Below are 14101 nucleotides of genomic sequence, written 5' to 3'. Positions count from 1 at the left end.
ACAATGGAAAACCGCAAATTCAGTCGACTGCGCCGCTGGGCGCGGGAAGGGATCATCTTCTTTCTGCTCGCGCTGGCCGTAATGTGGGGCGTGGATCAATACCGCAAGCCCACACTCCCCGCCAGCTTTAGCGCTGCACCGATGCACAGCATCGACGGAAAGCTCCACGATATAACGGCACTCAGCCAGGAACGCCCGCTGCTGATATACGTATGGGCAACCTGGTGCAGCATCTGCCGGTTTACGACGCCCTCGGTCAATACGCTGGCAGAACAGGGTGGCAACGTCGTGAGTATCGCCATGCGTTCCGGCGACGATGCAAAGCTGGCGCGCTGGATCGACAAGAAACAGCTGGTCATGCCGGTGGTCAACGATACCAACGGTGCGCTGTCGCAGGCGTGGCAGGTGAGCGTAACACCGACGCTGGTGATCGTGTCGAAGGGGAAAGTGGTCAGTACCACCACGGGGTGGACAAGTTACTGGGGAATGAAGCTCAGACTGTGGTGGGCAGGGCTGTAAAGAGAGCCCCTCTTCCGGCGGAAGAGGGGCTGGATATTACTTCGCCAGAACTTCCTGTGCGGTACGCTCAACCAGCGACAGCAGGACTTTAATGTCCTCCAGGGTCACGGTTGGGTTCAGCAGAGTCAGCTTCAGGCAGGTGACGCCGTTATGCTCGGTCACGCCGACGTTAGCACGGCCGGATTCCAGCAGCGCATCACCAATTTTCTGGTTCAGCAGGGCGATACCCGCGTCGTCCATCTGTACCTGTCCACGGAAGCGGAACAATACGCTTGCCAGCTGCGGCTGCATAACCAGTTCCAGAGCAGGCTGCTCTTTCACGTAAGCCGCAACCTGCTGTGCCAGCGTAACACCGTGATCGATGATCGCCGCGTATTGTTCCTGACCCAGCGCTTCCAGGCTCATCCACAGCTTCAGCGCGTCGAAACGACGGGTCGTCTGCAGAGATTTCGACACCAGGTTAGGCACGCCAGCTTCTTCATCGAACTCAGAGTTCAGATAGGCCGCCTGATAGCGCATCAGCTCATAGTGGCGCGCTTCTTTGAGCAGGAACGCACCGCAGCTGATGGTCTGGAAGAACTGCTTGTGGAAGTCCAGAGTAACGGAATCCACCAGCTCGATACCGTCCAGGTAGTGACGATACTGCTCAGACATCAGCAGCGCGCCGCCCCAGGCCGCATCAACGTGTACCCAGATATTCTGTTTCGCCGCCAGTTCAGCAATGGCACGCAGCGGATCGATTGCACCTGCATCGGTAGTACCGGCAGTGGCAACAATCGCCAGGATCTGCTCGCCGTTAGCATTGCACTGCTCAATTTTCGCTGCCAGATCGTTGAGATCCATGCGCGAGAATTCATCCGTTTTCACCTGCACGACGGACTGGTAGCCCAGACCCATCAGCGCCATGTTCTTCTGCACGGAGAAGTGCGCGTTTTCAGAGCACAGCACGCGGATTTTACGCAGATCGCCAACCAGGCCGTCCTGCTGAACGGAATGACCCTGACGCGCGAAGAACGCATCACGGGCCAGCATCAGACCCATCAGGTTGCTCTGCGTGCCGCCGCTGGTGAACACACCGGCGTCGCCAGCCTGATAACCCACGCGGGTACGCAGCCATTCGATCAGCTTGATCTCAATGATGGTTGCGGACGGGCTTTGATCCCAGGAGTCCATGCTCTGGTTAGTGGCGTTAATCAGTACTTCCGCCGCCTGGCTAACCACCAGGCTTGGGCAGTGCAGGTGCGCCACACACTGCGGGTGATGAACGGACAGGCTGTCTTTCAGGAAGAACTCCACGGCGCGTTCAATCGCCGCTTCGTTGCCCAGCCCTTTCGGGTTGAAATCCAGCTTAATACGGTCGCGCAGTTCCGCGACCGTTTTGCCCTGATACATCTCAGGCTGTTTCAGCCACTGCATCACAGCCTGAGTGCTTTGTTCAATCGCCTGCTGGTAAGCTTCAATGCTCTGCGCAGAGGAGAACAAAATTGGGTTTGAATCTGACATCGTGTTCAACAACTCCGGTTACGCCGGGCGAACGCCCGCAGCAAGCAGCGCCTGCTCGAATTTATCCAGGAAGACTTTCAGCTCATCATCGCTGATCAGCAGGGAAGGCAGCAGACGCAGAACAATACCGTTGCGACCACCGCGTTCCAGAATCAGGCCGGCTTCGAAGCACTTCTTCTGAATCAGTGCAGACAGCTCGCCATCACCCGGGTAGCAACCCATGTGGTCTGCCGCTTCGTGTGGCTTAACGATCTCAATCCCGATCATCATGCCCAGGCCGCGAACGTGACCGATAACCGGATAGCGTTTCGCCATCTCGTTCAGCTGGCCTTTCAGCCATTCGCCCTGTGCGGCCACTTTGCCCGCGATGTTCTGGTCTTTCAGGATTTTCAGCGTTGTCAGACCGGTTGCCATTGCCAGCTGGTTGCCGCGGAAGGTACCGGTGTGGTGGCCTGGTGCCCACGCATCGAACTGTTTCTTGATGCCGAGTACCGCCAGTGGCAGACCGCCGCCAACCGCTTTAGACATCACGATGATGTCTGGCTCAATGCCCGCGTGTTCGAAGGCGAAGAATTTACCGGTACGGGCAAAGCCAGCCTGAACTTCGTCGAGGATCAGCAGAATGCCGTGTTCCTGAGTCACTTTACGGATGCGCTGCAGCCACTCAACCGGAGCCGGGTTCACGCCGCCTTCACCCTGAACGGCTTCAAGGATCACTGCCGCAGGTTTACGCACGCCGCTTTCAACGTCGTTGATCAGGTTTTCGAAATAGTAGGTCAGCGCTTTCACACCCGCCTCACCGCCGATACCCAGTGGGCAACGGTACTGGTGTGGGTAAGGCATAAACTGCACTTCTGGCATCATACCGTTAACCGCTTCTTTCGGAGACAGGTTGCCGGTAACGGCCAGTGCGCCGTGAGTCATACCGTGGTAACCACCAGAGAAGCTGATGATACCGCTACGACCGGTCACTTTTTTCGCCAGTTTCAGCGCCGCTTCAACGGCGTCAGCACCGGATGGACCGGTGAACTGCAGGCAGTACTCTTTGCCCTGACCAGGCAGCAGAGAGAGCAGATATTCTGAGAACGCGTCTTTCAGAGGCGTAGTCAGATCCAGAGTATGTAACGGCAAGCCGCTGGTAATGACATTTTGGATGCTTTTCAGCACATCAGGATGGTTATGTCCAAGCGCAAGGGTGCCTGCGCCTGCTAAACAGTCAAGGTATTCTTTATTGTCTGCATCGGTGATCCACACGCCTTCTGCTTTAGTGATTGCTAAAGGCAGTTTGCGCGGATAACTCCTGACGTTAGATTCAAACTCGGCCTGACGGGCCAGATAGGTTTCGTTGCTTTTGTGGGCATCTACGGTGTCAATACGGACTTTATCCGTCATCATATCACTCCTACAACCGCCGCTTCGTTATGAGCAACGATTGAATAAAAAGTTAAAAAACAGATGGGGGCCTGAAAAAAACGCCGCCAATATAGAGCCTTTTGTCACGAGGCTCAATGGTTAATTTGTTTACTGTTTTATGACATGCGGTACGGGGGAGGGAATATCTTCATTTTAAGAATAAAAATTGCGCTTTATGCCAAACAAAAACAGCCGGTTACGCGTATTTTGTCAGGACTGTAAAAAGAGAGAAAAGTGTGTGACAAATCGTGCCATTGAGGGACGTTAAGGGGGGCAGATAGCCCCTTTAAGCGCATTATCTCGACATTACCTGCAAAATACCGGGGTCACGACAGGTTGTTTTTATTCCCGGACATAGCGGTTACAGGCTTCTCATTACATCTGATTGGTATAACAAAATCATGAAAGCGAGAAATCAACAGGCCTTGCATCACTGGTACTCTTCCCCTAATCTGCCAAATGTAAGTGAATTCTTACCAATGACTCGGGGTGCCCTTCTTAAATGAAGGCTGAGAAATACCCGTATTACCTGATCTGGATAATGCCAGCGTAGGGGGCCAAAATTCGGCCTACTTATCATGAGGTTGACTCTCTTTTTGTCGGTGCGCAATGCACTTGAGGTACAAAAAGGGTGTATTTATGGGGTACAGAACTCTTCCATACACGTTTCAGCGAAACGGCAACTACTACCTGCAAATTCGGCTTTCAAATGGCAGGATGTATAAGAAATCCCTTCTCACTGACAGCTATCGCGAAGCATCTGCTTTGATGATTGGCGTTACGCCACACATACCTTTTGTTAAATCATTAGCTACGCCGCTCCTCGTGTTCGAATCATTTTTGTCTAATCTGATTGCGTCAGAACGCAAGGCTGTGAGAAATCCACTTTTGTCCTATCAGCAGATAGCTCCTCCTGTTGAAATCGTGGAATCTCAACCGCCAGCCGAACCGGAAAAAGCGCTAACCATCACGGATGCGTGGGCGATGTACAAAGACGAAAAGGGGCGAAACTGGACGAAATCGATCTCAATGGCAAATGAGCGCTACATGGAAGTGTTGCTAACTGTCTTGGGTGGAGAAACCAATGTCGCGGCTATCACCAAGCAGGACATTAAACAGGTGATGGAAGTTGTTGAGAACCTCCCTAAGCGAGTTGTGCAGCCTTACCGGTCAATGACAGTGCAGCAGCTGATTGAATGTGATGAAGTGCCACCAGATGATTTGGTGGGGATTGAAGCTATCCATAAGCATCTCAAAATCTACAAATCACTGTTCAAAACGTTTCTAACTGAAAGCAAAGACGTTTTGCAGAAATCGCCAACTGATGGCGTAGTGGCTGCACCTTCAAAAGCGAGATTTGGTGCTTACAGCACTGCGGAGATGAAAAAGTTTGTAGGGTGGGCGCTCAAGCAGCCAGATAACTGGCAAAAATGGATCACGTTATTATTGGCATACACGGGGGCGAGAAGAGGTGAGATAGGCAAGCTGGAGAAGTCACAGATAAAATATGATGAGGATAGCCAGCGTTACTACTTCCTGATAGCCGAAGGAGGGCAGGGGAAAACCGAGAACGCTACAAGGCAGGTGGTCATCCATCCTAAGTTAATTGAATGGGGTTTCATGGAGTACGTTGATCGCCAGTGGAAAGAGCGGATTTTTTCAGAAGTGGCAGGTACAAACATGACTAAGATCGGTAAAGTATTTGCTGATGTTCGGGATCAGTTGGGTATTCCTTATCTGGACGATTATGGACAGAGACGGTTGCTGCATTCTATCCGTCACTCGGTCTGCTCTGCGGCAATGGCTGGTTGGGTGACCAACATTCTTCACCTACAACAGACGGTAGGCCATGAGAAGAGCGGCGGGATCACGAAACGCTATTTACATAAGTTTCCACTATCATCAGTTTGCTATGTTATTGATGGGATTTATTGGATCTGAGATAGCAAATTCGTTATGAATGTTTTGCTATGATAACGTGAAAGTTAAGTATTTATTTGTATTACAGACCATTCCAATAGTGCATTTTTTGAACAAAAACACCAAAACATCACTTGACTGTATATTAATACAGTATCTATAATCAGTGCAAGAAATCGACAACATATACTTGGTATGATAAATTTTGTCCATGATAACAAGAAGGTATTGTGGATATGCTACTACCAATACGAGTTGATAAACGGTTTTTGAACTTATTTAAGACTGTACAAATAGACACTTGCCCACAGCAATCAACGTTAAACTTGCATATATTGAATATTGAAAGCAATCAATTCATATATTCAAAGTTGGTTGAAGAACTTCGGGAACTTATTATTAGTTATGTACATTCTAATAGGCGAATTGAAGAGTTTAAACAAAACTATCCTGCTTATAGTCCTAAGCCATTCTTTGAAGCAATACAAAAATTCCGAAGTTACACTTCAAATGAAGGTGAATTGGGTGAGTTGCTCTTATATGCCTTTCTTGAGGCAGGATTAAATGCTCCCAAACTACTTTCCAAAATGGAATTGAAAACGGATTCAAATGACTATATTAAAGGTTCTGATGGTGTACATTTATTAGAAACAGACGATAGTTTCCAGTTAATTTTTGGTGAGTCTAAGTTGTATGCCGATCTGTTAGACGGCGCTCGAGAGGCATTTGATTCTATAGTTGACTTCAAGGCTAATGGAATGGGGTTTGAAAGAGGGTTAATAGATACACATGTTATAAATGAAATGGTTTCAGAAGCTGGATATGAAAAGATAAAAGAAGTTTTGCTACCCTCTGGTAATAATGGACCGGATCTCGACCTGTCATTTGGTATATTTCTCGGATTCGAACTACCAGTTGATAATTCCATCTTAGCATTGAAGACCAAAGAATTCAGAGAGTGGGTAAATGAATCTGTTAAAGAGCATGCTTCACGTGTTGTTAAAACTATACAAAAAAAGATTATCAATCATGGATTATTTGGGCATGAGTTTCACATATATATAGTCCCTTTTACGAATATAGATATAACGCGTAAGCAGCTAATTAAAGATATGTTAACTATAGAGGGGGATTCATGAGTGAATTAAGCTCTAATAATATTCATTTAGCGGCTCGCCTTGCAGAAGATGCTTTTGCGAGCCCTTATTTCAAAGAAATATATAAGTATATAAGTGAATTATATGACAAGTTTTTATTTGATCGTGGAGCGATAAGAAATTTTGAGCTGTCTGAAACCAATAAGATCTCGCATGCTTTACGTTTTGCCGATATTTTGTCTCACTCCGATGTTGAAGTATATAGAACTCGTGCATTTGAAATAATAAGCAAAATAGCGGCATTCAAAAATGATGATCCATACTTCAAATTTATAGGTTCAGCGGTTATAAATAGAATTGGGGTATACGCAGCTGAAAAATTAATATCTGATGGGGTCTCATTACCCTTAGATCGAGAGATAGACTCCATAATAAAAAAATCGGTACAAAAAACAGATGACGATGGGATATATTTCACGGACAGGCAATATGAGTTGTATCAATTATTGAAAAACAGTTCAACTATTAGCTTTGCTGGCCCAACCTCAATGGGGAAATCATTTGTTATTAATGCCTATATTAAAGAGATTACGTCGAAATATAATGACAAAAATATAGTGTTGATCGTACCTACAAGAGCATTAATAAGCCAAAATGCCCTTAAGTTAAAAAATGAAATGGCGAATTCGGCATGCTCTAACAGCTATACGATAGTTACCACATCATATATGATCGATAGCGAGGTTGATAGCGGTTATATTTTTATATTAACACCTGAAAGATTGGTTAGTCTTATTAGTACTATCCCTGAACTAAAGATTGATTATTTATTTGTGGATGAGGCTCAAAAACTTACAACTAAGAATGACTCAAGGAGTCTTGTTACGTATTCGGCAATAGAGCAGACTCTTAATAATAATCCGGGCGCAAAGCTATTCTTCTCATCGCCTAACCTATCAAATCCTGATGTGTTCAATTCTCTCTTTAATCGTTCTAAATCAAATGTTTATAGAAGTACAGAAGGTGCCACTGCACAAAATATGTATTTTATTGATTTATTAAATGACAGTTTTAGTGTTGTAAACACACACGATAGAAACCTTGAAAAAATTGAAAGGGATTTTAACAAGTATAAAAGTGCGAATGATTTAATTTATAAATTAAATCACAAAAAAAGTAAGATCATATACTGTGGTGGTGTTGAAAGTACCCTTGTTAGAACCAGGGATTTTATCAAATATCTTAAAATAAATAACAGAGCTATAAAGCCAAAAAATATAGAGATATCAGCACAAATTAAAGAGTTTGTTCATGATAATTATGAACTTGCTGAAGCTATTAATTACGGTGTTGCCTTTCACTTCGGTAATTTGCCACAATCGATTAGAGATCTAATTGAACATAACTTCAAAATAGGAAATATAGAATATCTCTTTTGTACGTCAACCCTTCTCGAAGGTGTGAACTTACCTGCGAGATCTGTTTTCATTCTAACTCATAAAAAAGGCCTTAGCCCTTTAGAGCCTGTTGATTTTTGGAATTTGGCAGGCAGGGCTGGTCGATTAGCTATGGAATTATCAGGAGATATTTTTTGTATTAGGGATGAAGTTAAGATATGGGATAATAAAGCAATCAATAACATTCTATTATCAGATAGAAATGATATAACATTGACGCCAAGTTTTTATATTGAAGACAAAAAAAGATTAAATGAGTTGCATGAAATAATAGCAACGGGAGAAACAGGAAAGATTAAGAATTCTGAATTTCTGCGAACATTAGGTGATATGATTAGAATTGATACGATGCGGGATGAGAAACATCTTCCGTTAATTAATTATTTTCAGCACAGTGGTAAGCCAGAAATCGTATTAAGTGCAAAAAATAGCACTAAAGATATTAATCTACCACTTAATATACTTCTGGCAAATAGTCATATTCCTGTTGACTCACAGTATAATGCGTTTAATAAAATAAAATCACTCAGTGTTAATGAAATAAAATTGTCATGGCAGCCCTCATATGATGAAATTAAATCGAAGCTGAGCTTGATTTTTGAGCTTTATCAGATAGATAAGTTCGCAACTGGTCAAAATCGTCTATATTCTAATTCGATCCCTTATTACGCACTTATACTTTCTCAATGGATGTATGGTAATAGCCTTCAAGAGATAATATCAGGGGCAATAATATACAAGAAAAACAAAACCATTTATATAAAGAATGCACCAATTCCTTTTGATAGCAATAATTCATCACATATAACAGCATTAGTAAATGATACAATTAAAGATATTGAGTTGCGAGTGGGATATTTATTGCAGAATTATATTTCACATTATTGTCAGCTCTTAACTTATATTCATCATGGAAATCCAGGCGCAAATTGGTCACAGTTCATCGAATTTGGATCAAATGATCCTATCGTGTGGCATTTGCAAATGATGGGTTTTTCAAGGGATTGCGCAGTATATCTCAAAAGGAATTTTTCAAAACATTTGAAAATGAACGTTGAGTCTAACAAGTTAGTAATAAAAAATAAGTCAACAATTAAGGAGTTGGTTAAAAAAAATAAACTTTACTCATTGGAAATTCATTCGCTTTTATGATTTTCGTAAGCCAGAGGTTAGTTAAATAGCCTCTGGTAAAACTCATAGTTTAAGTGTGCCACTTTAATTTGAGTTAGTACTTAATTTTGTAACTATATTGATCTCTACTACCGGTACAACGGTGATAAACCTGCCAGGATGCTTAAACTGCTAAGCTCGATCTTTTCTACCCCGGTCCAGCGATATCCTGAATCTTAAAATATCAGAGAGATGAGCGAATGTTTTAAGTCGGCAGAAGGTGGCTTTGCTGGTCGCTATCTATACTGTACCGCTGCTGATGGTGCAACCTTGCACTAACCACTCTCTCATCTGTTCAAATGTCTCTTTGGTAGATCGTACGCAATGATTACTTTCCTTCATTATTGTAAACATGGCTTTATCGACTGGCGCAGATAGCGCGACAGCCCTTCTAAAGCAAATGTCAGGATTTGGATTTACTTTTGGGTTGACTAATTATTGCACAAGGGTGGAGCAACCTCTCAAGCTCGACACTTTTCACTTTCGGATGAATCTTAATCATTGTAAGTTTATTCCTTGCTCATTTCTTACGGTAAAGGAAGACAGATGAACGTGAATATCAAGCCAATTTTTGGCAATTGGGATTTAGGATATGCAATGGATAAGCATATGATTAAAAGTACCTATTTGGGTGATAATGAATATGGACGGCCTCAGTTTCATAACGAACGTACTGAAGTTGGTGAGGCACTTTATCAGCTGAAATATCAGCATGACTGGAACCAAGTTGAACCACTCGCGCAGTGTCTTTTTGAAAAAGCACTTCCTCTTTTTAAGGATATTCAGCTAATCATTCCGATGGCTGCCTCTAATCCAAGAGCCAGACAGCCAGTCACAGCAATTGCTGAAGTTCTTGCAAGTAAAATGGGATTTGGGATGAATTGTTTTGACGGATTAATCCTGAAAAAAGCCGGTGGTCCCTCTCTCAAAAATCTGAGCACCAGAGCAGAAAAACTTGAAGCTGTATCGAATATGTTTTCATATCAAGAGCTTATATCTTCTGAAGGGACTTACAACGCACTTATCATTGATGACCTCTATCACACGGGTGTATCGATGGAGGCGGCGGTTGCGGCGCTTCGTGGATATAGTAAAATAGATAAAATCTATGTCGCGGCCCTGACTTGGAAACCAGAATGAAAACCGTTTTTGTAGCTGGATCGATAACCATTAAAAAATTGGCCCCTCAAATCGTTGAGAGGTTGAAGAAAATCGTCGATAAGAATTTCAACGTTGTGGTCGGTGACGCAACAGGCGTTGACTCATCCGTGCAGCAGGAGTTGTTACAGTTGGGATGTCGTGCTGCTACGGTATTCAGTAGTTCTATAAGACCACGCAATAACCTCGGCTCGTGGCCCGTCAACGTCGTTCATACAGATCATACACCTGGCACGCGCGCATTTTTCACCGCAAAAGATATTAAAATGGCGGAAGCCGCTGATTATGGTCTCATGGTGTGGGATACCAAAAGCCCTGGCACATTAAGTAATGTTATTGAACTTTTATCCCGTAAAAAGTATTCAGTAGTATTTATTAATAAGTCTAAGGAGTTTATTGTTATCAAAGAACCAAAAGATGTAGACAAGTTGATAAGCTGTATGTCTGCTTCCGCGCTCGAAAAAGTTGAAGAAAAAATAAAACTTTCTGAAAGATTGGCGCGACTAAAAAATGAGCAGATAGGACTTATTTAACTAAAAATGGACACTTTAATAATGGATAAAAAACAGCTTTAATAGGCTATTTTAAAAGAAATACAAGCACTGATTGATATCCGCTCTCGCTATGAGAAGGCGCGAGACGCGTGCCTTAGCGAGTTGCAAAGAAATTGTGAACGTAGTGAGGAGAGCATGGCGCAGGAAGCCAGACGTGAAGAGTATCAGATTGAATTGCGTAATGCTGACCATTCAGCTAAATTAGCGTTAGATGCTCAGGAATTAATTGTCTCTGACCTGACTGAGTTGTATTCAACATTTTTAATGACAACCGTTTCCGAGCGATTTACCCCAACAGTCATGGGTATATGGGTATTTACGGATAATCCTGTCACGCGGCTTTTATTAATTGTATAAAATCTGTTAAATGCTCATCGCTTAAAGCATTAAGCAATTTCATTTTCTCCCCGATCTCTATCTTTTAACTGGATAAAATATCGCCAGTAAATAATTTGATATTGAAATGAATATTTATTGGATAAATGTCCCATTGTTTCTTTTGGGTATACGCAAATGAGCCAAGACTGTAGTAGTCCACTACTTTGGACCTATTTAGCACCCTTAGTCGCTTCTACTGTGAGTAAGTTGCCTTGTTACTTGAACTGCTAAGCTCTAATTTATCCAACTCCCTACCTTAGTACTCAGAATTCTCAAATATCAGTGAGGATGCTCATATTGCCTTTAATCGGTAGAAGGTGGCTTTGCTTATACCTAATCTACGTTGTACCACTGCTGGAGAGAAACCTTGATCCAGCAATTCCTTCACCTGTTCTACGGTTGCCTTGATAGGTCTGCCACAATGCTTGCCCTCTGATTGAGCACGCTTGATACCTGCTGTTCTACGCTCTGCGATCAGATCTTTTTCCAGGCTGGCAAGTCCTGCCATCATAGTGAGCATCGCTTTACCAACTGGCGTTGACAGGTCGAACCCTTCACGCAAGCTGACAACTTTCACGCCTTTCGTCTGCAACTTTTCGACGGTAGAAAGAACATCAATCGTGTTACGCCCCAGGCGGTCTATAGCAATCACGATCAACGTATCGCCTTCTCGTACATAACTGAGTAGTTCACCAAACCCTGGACGCTCTCCAGCCTTGATTGCACCACTCACCGCTTCATCACTGAACCAGCGAGTAACGCTATAACCAGCATCGGCTATCTGCTGCTTCTGGTTTTCAACGTTTTGGTCGCGGGTGGAAACTCGCACATATCCGATCACAGTTGTCATGATGTTCTCTAAGTCTCAAAAGGTAGTATCAAAATAATAGTCGTCTCAAAATAAAAGATCAACCTTTTGAGACAAGGCGAAGCCGCATTCTTTCGTTGCGTCGGTGTGGTCTTAAAAGGAGATGGTTTTGAGACTGGATAGCAAAGGTTTAAGAATGGAGGCTTAGAACGAGAATATGTGGAGGTTGGAAACTTGGAATTGATGGTCAACTTATTGGGCGTGATTGCTCACGCCTTCGTTTAGATCTCAGAACACAGGCTCAGCGTGTAAAGTGCCGTTTCACCATCGTTGTTAGTTGGGCGCATAACGAAAATTGGATCACTGCCGTTGTCGATGTAAGTAACCGCTATTCCACCGTCTGGGGTGGCGTACATCTTCGCAATACTTTTCTCTCCAATGAAACCCAGCCGCCAGGTTTTACCACCCATGCTCACTTTCATACTTTTGTCCTGAACATCAAGACGAGTCTCGACTGAGGATTTTTGGCTACCAGAATCGATCTGCCCTTCCTGGATCGCCTTACAGGTGAATGTGGTTGCACTTGAGACGAAGGGGAGAGCGATCAGCGCCGCGAGAATCAATCTTTTCATGGTCTTCCTTATTCTTGTTTGATTTGGTGACAAGGCGCTGTTAGCGCATTACCTTATCTTACCACTTTAATTAATAAAATCGATCTTATAGATCAGTAAAATCGATCGATTTGAGTGGCACAATGCTATGGTATAAATATTGAGCACTGAGTCATTCGACGATAACAATCAACTGGAGTAGGACTTATGAATAAGGCAATGTTGGTGATGTCAGGACTACTGTTTTCACCGTTGGCGGTAGCAGGGCAGATCACAATGACCGATCCCCAGCAGGAAACGACGGAGAGCGGAAAGACGCTCTGCACATACCAGAACAGCATTTACCTGTTCACCTACGTAACAAAGGGCAAGTGCCCATTTGCGAAGACATTTGACACTGATGATGCTCGGTAGTCGCTGGGATAAAACGAGACGGGTAATTTAAAATTCGAATCAAGGCAGTTTGCTTAACATAAGCATCATAATGATTTTATTATCATTTCTGTGAATCCCGCACGGAGCAAGGTTTTATGCACGGTAGGTGATAGTTTTAATTGTTATGATCTCGGTGGGTATGGCAGCTTTACCCCACATCAATGGTGCTTCTTTAAATGCGAATTACCAGTGGGTTTACCATTATTAACCATCGCTTTAGTAGGATTAATCTTAGGGTTGTTGTATGGACGGTACGCAGTGAGCAGGGCGACGCTCTACCGTTGGGTGAAGGGCTGAGGGTAGGCAATAGTTACCTATGTACCCGGCAATCAATGCCGCACTACCCCGGCAATGTTTACCTTCCTACCCCGGCAATGATTGCCACCAATACTATAGTTAATAACCTAATTAATACTCTATCTTTATAATCTTTAAGATCTTCTGATATTTGCGCTGACTTAGGTCAGGCTACCCCGCGCAAGAATAATAATCATCATCATCTTTTTTGCATTGTCCCTGCTCGGTACTCTCCGGGCAAGTGACCTGTTTCGCCTTTGGTTGGCTCCTCGGTCAGCCCCGTACCGCTCATGGAACAAGCGACAGCGTTCTCTTAACATCTGTATTGTGCAATGGCTTTGCCACCGTGAAACGGTTGCACAAGAATCTTAGCGCTGTGCGCGGAATTATCATCTGACCAACCAACTACCGTTGATTGACCACCTGATAAGCTGACTAACCTCAACCATCCATTCATGAACTAACGTTCATCCATGTAAGGTTTCAGCAAGTCAGAGGCTAAAGTTCACTGTTCACCATGCTACGGTTCCAGTTCACCAAGCCAACCAACCAATCTCCTGTTAACCCTCCTACTTCTGTAGTCGTGTTATGGGTTCTTGGGGTTGGGATAAGTGCCAGAGGTGCGCCATACGTCACCAGAACGCACAGGAAGCCCGTAGAGCGATTAAAGAGGGTGGGTGATGAATGGTAGCCTGAAAGCCTCAGAACGTCGCAGAGAGCGTTACAGGCTGTTTTTTTGTGTTTCTTGTGGCTGTCTTCTCTGGTGGCAATTTCTACCATA

The 14101-nt window shown here is 44.1% G+C and carries 12 protein-coding genes and 1 riboswitch; of the genes, 8 read left to right on the top strand and 4 right to left on the bottom strand.

Annotation, left to right across the window (positions count from 1 at the left end; translation table 11 throughout):
* Window positions 1-3 precede the first annotated feature (3 nt).
* Window positions 4-519, top strand: a complete 516-nt coding sequence (locus HV242_RS14945; RefSeq protein ID WP_050737090.1) for a protein disulfide oxidoreductase — start codon at window positions 4-6, stop codon at window positions 517-519.
* A 36-nt stretch (window positions 520-555) separates the two neighbouring features.
* On the opposite strand, the gene HV242_RS14940 is transcribed toward HV242_RS14945, so the two are convergent.
* A complete protein-coding gene (locus tag HV242_RS14940; RefSeq protein ID WP_025203662.1) occupies window positions 556-2022 on the bottom strand; it encodes a pyridoxal phosphate-dependent decarboxylase family protein in 1467 nt (488 codons plus the stop codon).
* Window positions 2023-2040: 18 nt separating this feature from the next.
* Window positions 2041-3417, bottom strand: coding sequence for a diaminobutyrate--2-oxoglutarate transaminase (locus HV242_RS14935; protein ID WP_014170865.1), 1377 nt, complete (start codon window positions 3415-3417; stop codon window positions 2041-2043).
* Window positions 3418-3910: 493 nt separating this feature from the next.
* Window positions 3911-4007: riboswitch (TPP riboswitch) on the top strand.
* A 67-nt stretch (window positions 4008-4074) separates the two neighbouring features.
* Here HV242_RS14935 and HV242_RS14930 point away from each other — a divergent pair.
* The 6 genes from HV242_RS14930 (at window position 4075) to HV242_RS14905 (ending at window position 11148) form a co-directional block, all read left to right on the top strand.
* On the top strand, window positions 4075-5376 hold the full coding sequence (locus HV242_RS14930) for a tyrosine-type recombinase/integrase (protein WP_181616742.1): 1302 nt from the start codon (window positions 4075-4077) through the stop codon (window positions 5374-5376).
* A gap of 215 nt (window positions 5377-5591) precedes the next feature.
* Window positions 5592-6494, top strand: coding sequence for a HamA C-terminal domain-containing protein (locus tag HV242_RS14925; RefSeq protein WP_065370540.1), 903 nt, complete (start codon window positions 5592-5594; stop codon window positions 6492-6494).
* On the top strand, window positions 6491-9061 hold the full coding sequence (locus HV242_RS14920) for a DEAD/DEAH box helicase (RefSeq protein WP_181616741.1): 2571 nt from the start codon (window positions 6491-6493) through the stop codon (window positions 9059-9061). The genes HV242_RS14925 and HV242_RS14920 overlap by 4 nt, the downstream gene beginning before the upstream one ends.
* Window positions 9062-9625: 564 nt before the next feature.
* Window positions 9626-10219, top strand: a complete 594-nt coding sequence (locus tag HV242_RS14915; protein WP_181616740.1) for a phosphoribosyltransferase — start codon at window positions 9626-9628, stop codon at window positions 10217-10219.
* On the top strand, window positions 10216-10770 hold the full coding sequence (locus HV242_RS14910; protein ID WP_181616739.1) for a hypothetical protein: 555 nt from the start codon (window positions 10216-10218) through the stop codon (window positions 10768-10770). Before HV242_RS14915 ends, HV242_RS14910 begins: the two co-directional genes overlap by 4 nt.
* 156 nt (window positions 10771-10926) lie before the next feature.
* Window positions 10927-11148: a hypothetical protein gene (locus tag HV242_RS14905; RefSeq protein WP_181616738.1), complete on the top strand. Its 222-nt coding sequence runs from the start codon at window positions 10927-10929 to the stop codon at window positions 11146-11148.
* Between the two features lie 313 nt (window positions 11149-11461).
* On the opposite strand, the gene HV242_RS14900 is transcribed toward HV242_RS14905, so the two are convergent.
* On the bottom strand, window positions 11462-12019 hold the full coding sequence (locus HV242_RS14900; RefSeq protein WP_181616737.1) for a recombinase family protein: 558 nt from the start codon (window positions 12017-12019) through the stop codon (window positions 11462-11464).
* 239 nt (window positions 12020-12258) lie between these two features.
* Window positions 12259-12609 (bottom strand): hypothetical protein, encoded by a 351-nt coding sequence (locus HV242_RS14895; protein ID WP_032161738.1) that lies wholly within the window; start codon window positions 12607-12609, stop codon window positions 12259-12261.
* Between the two features lie 198 nt (window positions 12610-12807).
* On the opposite strand from HV242_RS14895, the gene HV242_RS24290 reads away from it, so the two are divergent.
* Window positions 12808-13002, top strand: a complete 195-nt coding sequence (locus HV242_RS24290) for a hypothetical protein (RefSeq protein WP_248274861.1) — start codon at window positions 12808-12810, stop codon at window positions 13000-13002.
* Window positions 13003-14101: the final 1099 nt, after the last annotated feature.

Origin of the sequence: Enterobacter sp. RHBSTW-00593, from assembly GCF_013784105.1 — a bacterium.
Classification (GTDB): Bacteria; Pseudomonadota; Gammaproteobacteria; order Enterobacterales; family Enterobacteriaceae; genus Enterobacter; species Enterobacter ludwigii.
Note: the sequence above shows the minus strand (reverse complement) of the source record. Positions and strands in the feature narration are given on the sequence as shown.

What these genes read in the sequence shown, in the direction of transcription:
- HV242_RS14910 (WP_181616739.1), top strand. Translation starts at nt 10,216, where the DNA reads ATGAAAACCGTTTTTGTAGCTGGATCGATAACCATTAAAAAATTGGCC.
- HV242_RS14925 (WP_065370540.1), top strand. Translation starts at nt 5,592, where the DNA reads ATGCTACTACCAATACGAGTTGATAAACGGTTTTTGAACTTATTTAAG.
- HV242_RS14900 (WP_181616737.1), bottom strand. Translation starts at nt 12,019, where the DNA reads ATGACAACTGTGATCGGATATGTGCGAGTTTCCACCCGCGACCAAAAC.
- HV242_RS14920 (WP_181616741.1), top strand. Translation starts at nt 6,491, where the DNA reads ATGAGTGAATTAAGCTCTAATAATATTCATTTAGCGGCTCGCCTTGCA.
- HV242_RS14895 (WP_032161738.1), bottom strand. Translation starts at nt 12,609, where the DNA reads ATGAAAAGATTGATTCTCGCGGCGCTGATCGCTCTCCCCTTCGTCTCA.
- HV242_RS14930 (WP_181616742.1), top strand. Translation starts at nt 4,075, where the DNA reads ATGGGGTACAGAACTCTTCCATACACGTTTCAGCGAAACGGCAACTAC.
- HV242_RS14940 (WP_025203662.1), bottom strand. Translation starts at nt 2,022, where the DNA reads ATGTCAGATTCAAACCCAATTTTGTTCTCCTCTGCGCAGAGCATTGAA.
- HV242_RS14935 (WP_014170865.1), bottom strand. Translation starts at nt 3,417, where the DNA reads ATGATGACGGATAAAGTCCGTATTGACACCGTAGATGCCCACAAAAGC.
- HV242_RS24290 (WP_248274861.1), top strand. Translation starts at nt 12,808, where the DNA reads ATGTTGGTGATGTCAGGACTACTGTTTTCACCGTTGGCGGTAGCAGGG.
- HV242_RS14915 (WP_181616740.1), top strand. Translation starts at nt 9,626, where the DNA reads ATGAACGTGAATATCAAGCCAATTTTTGGCAATTGGGATTTAGGATAT.
- HV242_RS14945 (WP_050737090.1), top strand. Translation starts at nt 4, where the DNA reads ATGGAAAACCGCAAATTCAGTCGACTGCGCCGCTGGGCGCGGGAAGGG.
- HV242_RS14905 (WP_181616738.1), top strand. Translation starts at nt 10,927, where the DNA reads ATGGCGCAGGAAGCCAGACGTGAAGAGTATCAGATTGAATTGCGTAAT.